This window comes from Pseudomonas sp. SHLD1 (genome assembly GCF_028640935.1).
GTDB lineage: Bacteria > Pseudomonadota > Gammaproteobacteria > Pseudomonadales > Pseudomonadaceae > Chryseomonas > Chryseomonas aestiva.
Genome location: NZ_JAQZAD010000035.1, coordinates 47980 through 60639, shown reverse-complemented (window position 1 = coordinate 60639; position 12660 = coordinate 47980). Strand labels below are relative to the sequence as shown.

Here is a 12660-nt window from a genome sequence, read left to right as displayed (position 1 = left end):
CCGGTAACGAACTTCGCGTGGAGGGCTATGCCCAACGCTTAACAACCACTCGCGGAGGCCGCATGAACGATCAGATCAAGGAAAACCCCGACGACCTGGACATCGACCCGGACATTGCGCCTGATCCCGAAGAGCCCGTAGGTGAGGATCCGGATGACAAGCCGGTCGAGGAACGCCTGCCGCAGAAGAATCCGCGCGATCCGGAGTACAGCTGATGAACGCCATCCTGCCGTTGCCCGAGGACGACGATCCGGAGGGGCTGCATCCGGCGGAGTTGCCTGCCGACGAGGACGATGCGCCACCGGTGGATCCGCTGTGACGCTGTAGTACGCCATCAACCTGGATTGGGGGTTAGGTTTACCTCAGCCCTATCCGAAAGGGAGAAAGGGAAATAGCGGTCCGCAGGTTGGGTTGAGCGCAGCGAAGCTCACGGGTTAGCCAAAACTCCCAGATCGTTGGGATTTGGCAGTATGAAAAAGGTCCGCCATGGCGGACCTTTTCTTTGGCCTTATTTCGCGCCAGGTTGCGGCTTGTAGAGTTCGAGCAGCTTGAGCGTCACGCCGTTGGTCCAGCCGAAGCCGTCCTGCAGCTCGTACTCGCCGCCGCCACCACCCTGGCCGCCGGTGAGGTCGTATTTCTCCACCAGCTTCTGCTCGCGGGCGTAGAGGTTCTGCACCTGGGTCAGGAAGCGGGTGCCGATGTCGGCGGCCAGCTTGTCCTGCTGGTAGCGACGCAGGCCGTCCACGGCGACCCATTGCAGGGGCGCCCAGCCGTTGGGCTCGTCCCACTGCTGGCCGGTCTTGACCGTGGTGGTGGCGATGCCACCCGGACGCAGCAGCTGGTTGGCCACGGTCGCGGCGGTCTGGTCGGCACTGCTCTGGCTGGCGAGGCCCACGAACAGCGGGAACAGGGTAGCGGCGGAAACCTTGTCGGTACGGCGCTTGGCCTGCCAGTCGAAGTCGGTGTAATAACCGGCCGGATTCCACAGGTAGCGGTCGATGGCCTGCTGGCGGGTCTTGGCCTTCTGGCTATAGGCCTGGACGCAACTGGCCTCGCCGGTCTTCCCGCAGGCCTTGGCGATGGTCTGTTCCAGGTGATAGAGCAGGCTGTTCAGGTCCACCGGGGCGATGGCGGTGGTGCGGATGGTCGCCAGGGTCTTGCCATCGCCCAGCCAGCGCGAGGAGAAGTCCCAGCCACTCTCGGCCCCGGCGCGCAGGTCGCGATAGACCTCGCCGGCCGATCGGCCCTTGGCCTGGGCGGCGGTGGCCAGGTCTTCCAGGTAGGACTCCTGGCGCGGGGTATCGCGGGCGTCCCAGTAGCGATTGAGCAGGGTGCCGTCGGCCAGCCTGACCACATGGGCATTGGCCTGGCCCGGTTGCAGGCCTTCGGCCCCGGCCATCCAGTAGGCGTATTCCTTCTGCAGTTGCGGCAGGTAGCGGCGATAGGCGGAGTCGCCTTCCAGGCTGGCCTGCAGATCGACCATGTAGGCGAAGAACGGCGGCTGCGAGCGGCTCAGGTAGTAGCTGCGATTGCCGTTGGGAATGTGGCCGTAGACGTCGATCTCATGCGCGAAGTTGTCCACCATGTCGCGGACCAGGTCGGTGCGCCCGTCCTTGGCCAGTCCCAGCATGGTGAAGTAGGAATCCCAGTAGTAGACCTCGCGGAAGCGTCCACCCGGCACCACATAGGGCTTGGGCAGCGGCAGCAGGCTGCTGTAGGCCGGCACCTCTTCGTAGTGGCGGGTCAGCACCGGCCAGAGGTCCTTGACGTGGGTCGGCAGGTCGGCCCCCGCCTTGGGCGGTGCGGCCTTGATCGGATCGGATTCTTCGAAGTTGGCGCTGACGAAAGCCTTGAGGTCGAAGCCCGGCTTGTCGCGCTGGGCCAGATAGTCCTGGCGGATATCGGCCGGATTGCGCCTGGGCAGGGCATCGACGAAGTGCTTCTGGTCGCTGAACAGCTTGCCCTGCTGCACGGCGGCGAACAGCTCGGGATAGGCCTGGTCCGGCGGCACGGCGCGGGCGCTGCTGGCGTCGCGCCAACTCCAGGTCGGGGTTTCCGGCTTGCTGCCCTCATGGGCGCAGGCAGCGAGAAAGGCGATGGACAGGGACAGGACGAGCATCCGCGCGGGCGGCGCAGGTGGCAGGCGTTTCATGAAGCGCTCCTTTTCTTGTCGACACGACAGCAGCCGCAACGGACGTTGCGACACGAAAGGATCGACCCTGGAGCGCCGCGACAGTTCGCCGCGACCGGCTCAGCCGCCCGGACGCAGACGCCTTACGCAGCGTGCCAGCTCTTCGAGACCGAAGGGTTTGCCGATGAGTTCGACGCCCTCTTCCGCCAGCTCCGGCAGGGACGCCGGGTCCGCCTGACCGGACAGATAGAGTACCGGCAGCCCGGGGCTGGTGGCCCGCGCCTGCTCGGCCAGTTGCCGGCCGTCCAGCCCGGAGAGGCCGAGACTGGTCACCAGCAGATCGATGCGCAGGCTGCCCGAGGCGATGAGTGCCACGGCGGTGGCGCTGTCGGCGACCGCCAGGGGCGTGTACCCCAGCTCCGCCAGCACCTCGACGATGATGACGCGGACTTCACGCTCTTCTTCGACGATCAGCGCGCAGTCACCGGAGACCTCCGGCAGGACAGGGCCTTCGGCTTCGCTGGGAGCGGGCTCCACCACGGACTGAGCCAGCAGCCGCGGCAGATAGAGGCTGATGCAGGTGCCCTCGCCCACCACCGAATGGATCTCCACCTGACCACCGGATTGGCGGACGAAGCCATAGATCATCGACAGCCCGAGTCCGGTGCCACGCCCGCTGGGCTTGGTGGTGAAGAAGGGTTCGCAGGCGCGCTTGAGGGTATCGGCGTCCATGCCGGTGCCGGTATCGCAGACCTGGATACGGACGAAATCACCGGCCACGGTCTCGATCGGCAGGCCGATGCTGAGCGGTCCGCTGACATTGTCCACGCGGATGCTCAGGTTGCCGCCCTCGGGCATGGCATCGCGGGCGTTGATGGCCAGGTTGAGGATGGCGTTTTCCAGCTGATGCGGATCGCAGTGCAGCAGCCAGAGGTCGGCGTCGAGCTGGACGTCCTTGCGGATCTTCTTGCCCAGGCTGTGACGCAGCAATTCGTGCATGCCCTGCACCAGCTGGCCGGCATCCACCGGACGGGGTTCGAGTACCTGACGGCGGGCGAAGGCCAGCAGGCGCTGGGTCAGGGCCGCGGCGTTCTCGGCCGAGCGAGTGGCGGTGTCCAGGTAGCGTTCCAGCTCCTGGATGCGCCCCTGCTGCACCCTACGACGCATCAGATCGAGCGAGCCGACGATACCGGTCAGCAGGTTGTTGAAGTCGTGGGCGATGCCGCCGGTAAGTTGGCCGATGGCCTCCATCTTCTGCGCCTGGCGCAGCTCCTCTTCCAGAGCCATCAGCTCCTGGCTGCGTATCTCGATGCGCTCCTCGAGGTTGCGATTGAGTTCGTCCAGGGCTTCGCGGGTGTGGACGGCTTCGCTGACGTCGCGGGAAATGGAGAGGAATCTCAGGGGCTGGCCGTCATCGCCCAGGATCGGCGTGACCACCACGTCCCACCAGCGCCGGGTGCCCTTCGCCGTGGGCGCCAGCCCGGTGAAGCGCCCGATACCGCCCTGCCGCGCCGCCTCGATGGCGGCGGTCACCTCATGGCGCTGCCCTTCGGGCCAGAGTTCGGCCCAGGGACGGCCCTGGAAGGGAATGAAGTCGTCGATCTCCATGACCACCAGGCCACCCGGATTCATGTATTCCAGACGCCCTTCCAGATCGATCAGCTTGATGCAGTCGACGCTGCAGACCATGACGCTGCGCTTGAAGGCCTCGCCCTGCCAGAGTTCGGCTTCATGGCGCCGCTGCGCGGTGACGTCGAGCAGTACGCCACCGGCCTCGCGCCGCTGGAATTGCAGGCAGCGCAACTGGCCATCGGTGCCCTGGCGCCAGGCCTCCCAGACCTGGTCCGCGGCGGGCAGCAGCCCCTCGGGCGGGGCGGTGCAACTCTGCAGCTCGCTGAGCAGCTCGGCGGGTGAAAGGCCTTGGGCCAGTGCCTCGGCGTCCCGTCCCAGCATGGCCGCACAGGCGGCATCCGCGCGCCATTCGGCGCGGCTGGGATCGTATTCGAACAGGCCGACGGCAAGGAATTGGGACATGGTGGGTAGGTGGCCGGTAGGAGAAGGAGATGTCATAGCGCCAGCAGAGACGGCGAACCTGTCTACGTTAACAGTTTCATCGTTTCGCTTCGCGCTGGGCTTCGACCACTGCGCCGGAAAAATTACTCACTCGGTCGCGTTTTTCTCCACGGCATAGCGCCGCTCCAGACCACTATGGCCCAGACCGACGCCCTTGCGCACCCTGAGCTGCACCGGGATGCGCTCCTTGAGCGCCTCCACGTGGCTGATGATGCCGATGGTCTTGCCGCTGGCATTGAGCTGATCGAGGGCATCCAGGGCGACCTCCAGGGTCTCGCCATCCAGGGTACCGAAGCCTTCGTCGAGAAACAGCGAGTCGATGCCGGTGCGCTGGCTGACCAGATCCGACAGGGCCAGCGCCAGGGCCAGGCTCACCAAAAAGCTCTCGCCGCCGGAGAGGGTACGGATGTCGCGCAGGGCATCGGCCTGCCAGGTGTCGAGGATCTGCAATTCCAGCTCCGCCGCCTGGCGACGGATCAGCCGGTAGCGGCCGTGCAGGCGCATGAGCTGACCGTTGGCCAGGTGTACCAGGTGATCCAGGGTCAGGCCTTGGGCGAACTTGCGGAATTTGGCGCCGTCGGCCGAGCCGATCAGGCCGTTGAGGTGCTGCCAGAGATCGTGATCACGCTCCTGGGCGGCGATCTCGCCGAGCAGGGCCTGCAGACCCTCGCGGCGGCGCTCGTCTTCGCGCAGGGCGGCATTGACCTCGCCCTGGCGTTGGCCCAAGGCGCGCAATTCGGCGCTGGCAGCGGCCAGTTCGGCATCCAGTTCAGCGGCGCTGCGCTCGGTCTGCGGCTCGGCGTTCAGGGTGTTCAGGCGTTCCTGCGCCGCACCAGCCAGGGCGCGCGCCTCGGTCAGGCCGGTCTCGAGGCGGGTGCGCTCCCTGGTCAGGGCGCTGTGCTCGTGGTCGTCGAGTTGTGCGGCGCGCCAGGCGTCGGCGTCGGCGAAGGCGCTGGCGGCCAGAGCGGTCTGCCAACGGGCGGCGGCTTCGCTGGCCAGCTGCACCTCGCCCGCCAGTCGCTCATGCAGCGCCTGGTGGCTGCCCTGCAGCGCCGCACCCTGCTCGCGGCAGTCTTCCCAGGTCGCGGTCGCCTCCGCGAGCACGGCCGCAGCGGCCTCCGGCGCTACCGGGACGGCTGCGACCTCGCCGGCGCGCTGGCGCCAGGTCTCGACCAGCGGCGCGAGGGTGGCCAGGCGCTGGGCAATGTCCTTCAGGTGCTGCTGCAGTTCCTGCGCTCGCTGGCGATCGGCCTGCCAGCGGCGCCACTCCTGCTCGCGCAGCGTCAGCCATTCGCCGGCACGACTGGGCACCTCATGTCCCCAGCGCGCCAGCTCCGCGCCCAACTGGCGCTCTGCGGTGGCCTGTTGCGCCTCGGCCTCACGCTGTTCCCTGGCCCCCTCCGCCAGATCTTGGCGCGCTCGCTCCCACGCCGCCTCGGCCAGCGCCTGGCGCTGTTCGGCATCGGCCTGTTGACTCGCCAGGCGCTGGGCTTCGTTGCGGCCTTCCTCGCCTTGCTGACGCAGGCCATCCAGGGTGGCGAGCACCTGCTGGATGCGCGCCAGCTCCTGATCCTGACGGCGGCGCAATTCGGCCACCGCGCCGGGTATTTCGGGATCGGCGCCCAGGGCAACGCAACGCTGGCGCCAGAGTTCGCCCAGCTGTTCCAGTTGCTGGCTGGCTTCGGCCTGCTGTTCGTTGGCCTGATCGAGTTGCGCCTTGAGCGCGGCCAGGGCCTCGCTGAGTTCCTTGCCCTCCTGGGTCAGGCGCTCCAGTTCGGCCTTGGCGTCCTGCAGGACGGTCTGGGTGGCAGAAACGTCCAGGGCGGCATAGTCGGCCACCGCGGGGTGCTCTCGGGAGCCGCACAGCGGACAGGGTTCGTCGGGCTGCAATTCGGCGCGTTGGGCCTCCAGGCTGCGAATGACCCTTTCCTGTTCGAGCAGCTTCTCGCGCTCGCGCACCTGCTGGGCCACCTCGCGATAGCGTCCGCGCAGGGCATCCAGGCGCACCTGATGATCGCCATGCTGGCGCTGGCGCTCGCCCTGGCTGCGGGCCAGGCGCTCCAGCTGGGTCTGCAGCTGGCGTCGACGCTCGACCAGTTGGTCCAGCTGATCCACCTCGTTGACCCGGCCCAGCGTGGCCTGCCAGAGGGCACGCCAGGCCTTTTCGTCGCGGCCGTCCAGCGCCGCCTGCCAGCGCTCGCGCTGGGCCTGCTCCGCCGCCTGGGCCTGGGCGGCCTGCTCGCGTGCCCGTGTCACCGCTTCCTGCTGGGCTTCGCGTTCCTCGGCCAGCAGCTGCAGCTGCCGGGTCTGCTCCTGCTGGCGGCGCGTCAGGCGCGCCAGGGCCTCGGCTCGTTCATCACGCAGGGCCAGCTGGCTGCGCCAGTCGCCCAGGCGTTCGCCAAGTTCGGCATGACCCCTGCGCTCGGCCAGGCTTAGCTCCAGATGCTGGTGTTCGTCTAGCGCCTGCGCCTGCTCCGCCTCGGCCTGGCGCAGTTGTTCGCCACTGGCACCCAGGGCCTGGGCCAGGGCGGCGTCGCGGCGACTGGCCAGGGTCTGGATACGCTGATCGAGCTGTGCCAGTTCTTCCCGGCTGCGCTGTTCGCGCGCCGCGGCCTCGCGCCAGGCCTGCTCGATGGGCAGCAACCGGGCCGCAGGCTCGGCCGCCGCCAGCCGCTGACGTTGCGGCTCGGCGGCCTCCCAGGCCTGCTGCGCGGTGGCCAGGCGCGCCTGGGCCTGCTGCTCGTCCGCCGCCGCCTGCTCCACGGCGGACAGCCACTGGCGTTGGGTCTGCCAGGTCTTGAGGTCTGCCCCCAGTCGCTCTTCGCGTGCGGCCAGGCCGCTGCCCTCGGCGGCCAGCGCCTGGCGGCGTTCGGCGTCCAGCACCTCGACCCCGGCGACGCGCTGGCGCAGGCCGTCCAGGACGCCCTTGGCCTCCCGCGCGCGCTCGAACACCCGCTGGGAGATCTGCCCGTACACCGCGGTGCCGGTCAGCTCTTCCAGCAGTTCGGCACGCTGGCTGGCACTGGCTTCCAGGAAGGCGGCGAAGCCCCCCTGGGCCAGCAGCATGGAACGGGTGAAGCGCTCGAAGTCGAGGCCAGTGAGTTCTTCGGTGAGTCTGAGCTTGTCGCCGGTCTTTTCGGCGAGGATGCTGCCGTCGAGCCTGGCCAGTTCCACCTTGGGCGGTTGCAGGGCGCCATCCGCGCGGTCGCGGGCGCGGCGCTGGCTCCAGAAGGCCCGATAGCGCTCGCCACGCACGGCGAATTCCACCTCGGCGAGGCAGTCACCGGTGTGGCGGGTCATGAGTTCGTTGCTCTCCCCGCCCACCTTGCTCATGCGCGGCGTACGGTGATAGAGGGCCAGGCAGATGGCGTCCAGCAGGGTGGTCTTGCCCGCCCCAGTCGGTCCGGTGATGGCGAACAGGCCACTGCTGGCGAAGGGTTCGGCGGTGAAGTCGATCTTCCACTCACCCTTGAGGGAATTGAGGTTCTTCAGGCGCAGGGTGAGGATCTTCATCGGGCTTTTCCAGGACGACTCGGCGAACCGCCGATTCTGGCATTGTTGGGCTCGCTCGCCCATGCCAACCGACCACTCGACCTATGGTCGTGTCCACCGCTGAACTTGCTCCGGCCCTCGCTCTCAACTGCAAGGTATCGCTCTGCAACCACGTTTCCCCGGAGGATCCGTCGTGCGCTCGCCCCTCTCTCCCTTCGATTTTCTCGGCATGCCCCTGCTGGTCGGTGTGGGCACCCTGGCGCTGGTCAGCTGCAGTGGCGGCCACAAGGTCGCAGCGCTGTGGCAGCCGCTGGCGACCTGGCTGGTCTAGCGGATAAAAGGCCCGGCGATCCGGGGATCGCCGGGCGGCCCCTCAGGGCATAAACACCGCCCTCATGCAGTTCTTGTCCTTGGACTTGAACAGTTCGTAGCCGTAGGGCGACTCTTCCAGGCTCATCGGATGGGTGAGCAGGTAGGACGGATCCAGCTCGCCCTTCTGGATGTGTTCGAACAGCCGCTCCACATAGCGTTGCCCCGGCTGCTGGCCCGATCTCAGGGTCAGGGCCTTGTTGACGATGGCGCCCATGGGAAACTTGTCGATCACCCCGCCGTAGACGCCAATCACCGATACCGTCCCGCCCTTGCGGCAGGCACGGATGGCCTGGCGCAGCGCCGAACCGCGCTCGGTATGCAGGCGCAGCAGCTGCTTGGCCTTGTCGTAGGCATAGTCGACCTGGGTGCCGTGGGCTTCCATGCCGACGCAATCGATGCAGCGATCCGGGCCACGGCCACCGGTCAGTTCCAGCAGCGCCTCATGGATGTTGGTGGTCTCGTAATCGAGGACGATGGCGCCGGCCTTCTCGGCCGCCAGCTGCAGGCGATCGCTGAAGCGGTCGATGGCGATGACCCGCTCGGCGCCCAGCAGGTAGGCGCTGCGAATGGCCATCTGGCCAACGCCACCACACCCCCAGACCGCCACGGTATCGCCAGGCTGGATGTCGGCGATGTCGGCGGCGTAGTAGCCGGTGGGCACGGCATCGGACACGAACACCGCCTGGGCATCGCTGACGCCGTCAGGCACCTTGAACAGGTTGACGTCGGCATAGGGCACCCGCACGTAAGTGGCGTGGCTGCCGGCATAGCCGCCGAAGGCATGGCTGTAGCCGAAGATGCCGGAACAGGGCTGTCCATAGGCCAGCTCGGTCATCTCGGGCTTGGGATTGCTGTTGTCGCAGCAATTGTAATCCTCGCGCTGGCAGTGCTCGCAGTCACCGCAGCCGATGATGGAGACGGTCACCACCCGGTCGCCAACGGCCAGGCCCTGGTTACGCAGGCTGCTGCCCAGTTCGACGATCTCGCCGAGGAATTCATGACCGATGATGTCGCCAGGCTTCATCGCCGGGACGTAGCCGCCCAGCAGGTGCAGGTCCGAGCCGCACACCGAGGACATGATGATGCGCACGATGGCATCGCGCGGATTGAGGATCTCCGGATCCGGGACGGTTTCCACCTGCAGACGGTTGGGGGCTTGCCAGGTCAGGGCACGCATCATTCGGTCCTCCCCTGGGTACCCAGGCCGGCATTGATATCGGCCTGGGGTTCGTCGGCCGGGCGGGTCACCGGCGGATGAGGTGGCGCCAGCGGGCGACCGCTGCGGGTGACTTCGGGGGTGGCGATCTCGCCGGTTTCCAGTTGCTGCTTGAGCCGGCGCAGGCCGAGATTGACCGCCTTGCCGGTGAAGCGGCTGATGCCTTCGGTGACGGCATGACCGGGCAGGCCGGCCGGGGCTTCGCAGGCCAGTACGGCCTGGACCAGGGTGCCGCGGCCCTGGGGTGCGTCGCTGAAGGTCAGACTGGCCTTGTGCGCCATGAAGGTGCCGGGCACGGTGCTCCACAGCAGGAATTCGTTCTCGCGCCGCTCGCTCTGCTCCAGGGTCCAACTCAGGGTGCGCCCCAAGGGACCGGAGGCATGCCAGTGGCTGTCGCCATCGGCGCCCAGCTCGATGCGGTCGACGAAGGGCAGCAGCTCGCGCAGGTGCTGCAGGTCGGCGCAGTAGGCGAACACCTCTTCACGCGGCTTGGCGATGGTGACGCTGCGCTGGATGGCGGTGGGATTGCGCCAGCCCCAGCGCTCGGCCAGGGCCTGTTCGAAAGGTGATGGCTGCAGCGCGGCCTTGAGCTCGCAGCGCTGGCGTACCCCGCGACTGAGGGCCATGGCGCCCAGCGCCATCTTCACGCAGCCGGCCAGACCACCGCGGCGCAGGCCGCCAAGGATCAGCAGACCACCGCCAAGCAGGGAAACCACGCGTTCGGTGCCCTGGACATTGGGGACCTGGTTGTCGGAACGTTCATGACGCGTGGCGGCGAGGGGTTGCGATAGGTCGTGCATGGGGTCTCCTCCGATATGGGCTACATAGAGAGGGTGACCCCGGGGCAGCGGGCCTTGTTCCGGAGGAAAAATACCGTCCGATGGAAGCGTTTCGCTGCGATCAGGCGGGCAACTCGCCGAGAACCTCGCGGTAAAGGCCTTCCAGGCGGGTACGCAGGTCGTCGTCCAGGGTCTCCTCGGCCAGGCGCTGGCTGAAGACGTCGAGCGGGCTGAGCTCTTCCAGCGTTTCGCGCTGGGTTCCCTGCAGGGTGGGCGCGATGGCGCTGCGCGCGCGCCTTACCCGGAGCACTTCCAGCGGCAACTCGGCCACCAGCGCGGAGATGCGCGGCTGCAGATCGGCCAGGTAGTCGTCACCGGCCACCACCACCTCGGCCCACACCGGGCACTCGGGGCGGCCGTCGGCCGCCGCCTCGACCAGGGCCGCGCCCAGGGTGTCGAGGGTGCCCTGCACCACGGCCAGCGGCTGGAAACAGGGCACCGCCACAGGCGTCACCCGCTCCAGGGCCGCGCCGAACTCCACCAGCAGGACTTCCTTGGCACGCTCCTCATCGAAGCTGAGGCACAGCGGCGAACCGCTGTAGCGCACCTGCTCCAGGCCGCCGACCCGCTGGGGGCGGTGGATATGGCCGAGGGCGATGTAGTCCGCCGGCGGAAAGGCGCTGGTGGGAAAGGCGTCGAGGCTGCCGACATAGATCTCCCGTACCGACTCGCTGGTGCTGGCGCCCACGGTGGTCAAATGGCCGGTGGCGATGATCGGCAGGGCAACGCCCAGTTCGACGCGGCGCGCCTCGGCCAGGGCGTACAACTCGGCATAGTGCCCCTGGATCGCCTGTTGCAGCGCCTGACGCTTTTCCTCGGCGCTCTGCCCGGCCTGGCTCTGCACCACGTCACGCGGCCGCACGAAGGGAATGCCGCAGAGCAGTGCGCCGATCTCGCCGTCGCGGCGGCGCAATTCCAGCAGCTGGTCGGCTGGCGTCTCGCTGACGCAGGGGATCACCCGGGTGTCCAGGCAGGCCAGCAATTCGCGGGACTCGGCCAGCACCGCGGCGGAATCATGGTTGCCGCCCAGCACCACCAGGCTGGCGCCGGTACCGCGCAGGGCGACGATGAAGCCGTTGTACAGCTCCCGGGCATAGCTCGGCGGGGTGGCGGTATCGAAGATGTCCCCTGCCACCAGCACCACGTCCACCTCATGCTCTGCCACCTGGTCGACCAGCCAGCCGAGAAAGGCGCGATGCTCGGCCTCGCGGGTGCGCCCGAGGAAATGCTGCCCCAGGTGCCAGTCGGAGGTGTGCAACAGGCGCAGACCGCTCGCGGGAGCGGACTTTCGAGCGCGTCTGGACTTGGGTTTTTCCTCGGCGGCAGCGGCGGGCAGATCGAACAGCGGGAGGTTTTCCATGGGTATCGGCGGTCAGAGCGGCAAAGGGCGCAGTATCCTCTCCCGGCCGCCCGAGGGAAACCGCCCCGCGCCCTGACCGGACCGGCGTGCCTAGCGCCGGGATTCGAGGCGCCGACCGGAGGCGGCATCGAACAGATGCAGGTGCTCCTCCGGCGCGCGCAGCTGCAGGACGTGGCCCGGCGCCGGCCGCTGCTGGTGGGGCAGGCGCACCACCAGCGCCTGCTCGCCCCAGCGCCCATGCGCCAGGTTGTCGGCGCCAAGGATTTCCAGGGTGCGGACCACCAGGGGCAGGCCCTGCTCCGAAACGCCGCAGGGCTGCAGGTGTTCGGGCCGGATGCCCAGGCAGACCGCACGTCCGGCCAGATGGCGATAGCCCGGCCCCAGCGGCAGGCGCAGACCGCCCGGCACTTCGCAGTGGCTGCCAGCGGCGTCGACCTGGCCGCCCAGCAGATTCATCGCCGGACTGCCGATGAAGCTGGCGACGAAGCGCGTCGCCGGACGTTCGTAGACCTCCACCGGGGTGCCAAGCTGCTCGACCACCCCTGCCTGCATCACCACCACGCGCTGAGCCAGGGTCATGGCCTCCACCTGGTCATGGGTTACATAGAGGCTGGTGGTATTGAGCCGCTGGTGCAGCTGCTGCAACTCCAGGCGCATCTGCACCCGCAGCTTGGCGTCCAGGTTGGACAGCGGCTCGTCGAACAGGAACACCGCCGGATCACGCACCAGGGCGCGGCCCATGGCCACCCGCTGGCGCTGGCCGCCGGACAGCTCTCGCGGACGGCGGTCAAGCAGGCCATCGAGCTCCAGGATGCGCGCCGCCTCCTTGACCCGGATGGCGATCTCGGCACGGCCGAGCCCGGCGATCTTGAGTCCCCAGGCCAGATTCTCGGCCACGCTCATGTGCGGATAGAGGGCGTAGTTCTGGAACACCATGGCGATGCCGCGCGCCTTGGGCTCCAGTGCGGTGACGTCCCGGCCGCCGATGTGGATGCTGCCGGCGCTGACCCGCTCCAGCCCGGCTACCAGCCGCAGCAGGGTGGACTTGCCGCAGCCCGAAGGCCCCACCAGCACAATGAATTCGCCATCCGCCACCTGCAGATCAAGGGGCTGAATGACCTGGGGCTTGCCGCCGTTCCAGCTCTTGGAGACGGCCCTGAGTTCGAGGTTTGCCATG

The 12660-nt window shown here is 68.0% G+C and carries 9 protein-coding genes; 2 read left to right on the top strand and 7 right to left on the bottom strand.

All coding sequences use genetic code 11. The annotated features are described in order from the left end of the window. Positions 1–62: 62 nt before the first annotated feature. Positions 63–215 (top strand): hypothetical protein, encoded by a 153-nt coding sequence (locus tag PVZ77_RS23915; RefSeq protein WP_178118456.1) that lies wholly within the window; start codon positions 63–65, stop codon positions 213–215. 293 nt (positions 216–508) lie between these two features. On the opposite strand, the gene treA is transcribed toward PVZ77_RS23915, so the two are convergent. The 3 genes from treA to PVZ77_RS23900 all read right to left on the bottom strand — a co-directional run bounded on the left by treA (position 509) and on the right by PVZ77_RS23900 (position 7717). Beyond that, the gene (gene treA / locus PVZ77_RS23910) at positions 509–2152 is read right to left on the bottom strand and encodes an alpha,alpha-trehalase TreA (protein ID WP_273808517.1); all 1644 of its coding nucleotides are present in this window, start codon (positions 2150–2152) and stop codon (positions 509–511) included. Positions 2153–2251: 99 nt separating this feature from the next. Further along, complete coding sequence (locus PVZ77_RS23905; protein WP_273808516.1) at positions 2252–4165, bottom strand: hybrid sensor histidine kinase/response regulator; 1914 nt, start codon at positions 4163–4165, stop codon at positions 2252–2254. Positions 4166–4291: 126 nt separating this feature from the next. Continuing rightward, positions 4292–7717, bottom strand: a complete 3426-nt coding sequence (locus PVZ77_RS23900; RefSeq protein WP_273808515.1) for an AAA family ATPase — start codon at positions 7715–7717, stop codon at positions 4292–4294. A 172-nt stretch (positions 7718–7889) separates the two neighbouring features. Between PVZ77_RS23900 and PVZ77_RS23895 the strand changes: the two genes are divergently transcribed. Next, positions 7890–8027, top strand: a complete 138-nt coding sequence (locus tag PVZ77_RS23895) for a hypothetical protein (protein WP_158895263.1) — start codon at positions 7890–7892, stop codon at positions 8025–8027. Positions 8028–8069: 42 nt separating this feature from the next. Here the strand turns inward: PVZ77_RS23895 and PVZ77_RS23890 are convergent, their stop codons facing one another. The 4 genes from PVZ77_RS23890 to PVZ77_RS23875 form a co-directional block, all read right to left on the bottom strand. Continuing rightward, a complete protein-coding gene (locus PVZ77_RS23890; RefSeq protein WP_273863218.1) occupies positions 8070–9245 on the bottom strand; it encodes a zinc-dependent alcohol dehydrogenase in 1176 nt (391 codons plus the stop codon). Continuing rightward, positions 9245–10084 carry an SRPBCC family protein gene (locus tag PVZ77_RS23885; RefSeq protein ID WP_273808513.1) on the bottom strand — a complete coding sequence of 280 codons (840 nt, stop codon included), beginning with the start codon at positions 10082–10084 and terminating at the stop codon, positions 9245–9247. Before PVZ77_RS23885 ends, PVZ77_RS23890 begins: the two co-directional genes overlap by 1 nt. Positions 10085–10184: 100 nt before the next feature. Further along, the gene (gene sbcD / locus PVZ77_RS23880) at positions 10185–11390 is read right to left on the bottom strand and encodes an exonuclease subunit SbcD (RefSeq protein WP_273808865.1); all 1206 of its coding nucleotides are present in this window, start codon (positions 11388–11390) and stop codon (positions 10185–10187) included. 183 nt (positions 11391–11573) lie between these two features. Continuing rightward, on the bottom strand, positions 11574–12659 hold the full coding sequence (locus PVZ77_RS23875) for a sn-glycerol-3-phosphate import ATP-binding protein UgpC (RefSeq protein WP_273808512.1): 1086 nt from the start codon (positions 12657–12659) through the stop codon (positions 11574–11576). Position 12660 lies beyond the last annotated feature (1 nt).

Bases quoted from the DNA above. Each gene is read 5' to 3' on its own strand.
- PVZ77_RS23915 (WP_178118456.1), top strand. From the start codon at position 63: ATGAACGATCAGATCAAGGAAAACCCCGACGACCTGGACATCGACCCG.
- treA (WP_273808517.1), bottom strand. From the start codon at position 2,152: ATGAAACGCCTGCCACCTGCGCCGCCCGCGCGGATGCTCGTCCTGTCC.
- PVZ77_RS23905 (WP_273808516.1), bottom strand. From the start codon at position 4,165: ATGTCCCAATTCCTTGCCGTCGGCCTGTTCGAATACGATCCCAGCCGC.
- PVZ77_RS23900 (WP_273808515.1), bottom strand. From the start codon at position 7,717: ATGAAGATCCTCACCCTGCGCCTGAAGAACCTCAATTCCCTCAAGGGT.
- PVZ77_RS23890 (WP_273863218.1), bottom strand. From the start codon at position 9,245: ATGCGTGCCCTGACCTGGCAAGCCCCCAACCGTCTGCAGGTGGAAACC.
- PVZ77_RS23885 (WP_273808513.1), bottom strand. From the start codon at position 10,084: ATGCACGACCTATCGCAACCCCTCGCCGCCACGCGTCATGAACGTTCC.
- PVZ77_RS23875 (WP_273808512.1), bottom strand. From the start codon at position 12,659: ATGGCAAACCTCGAACTCAGGGCCGTCTCCAAGAGCTGGAACGGCGGC.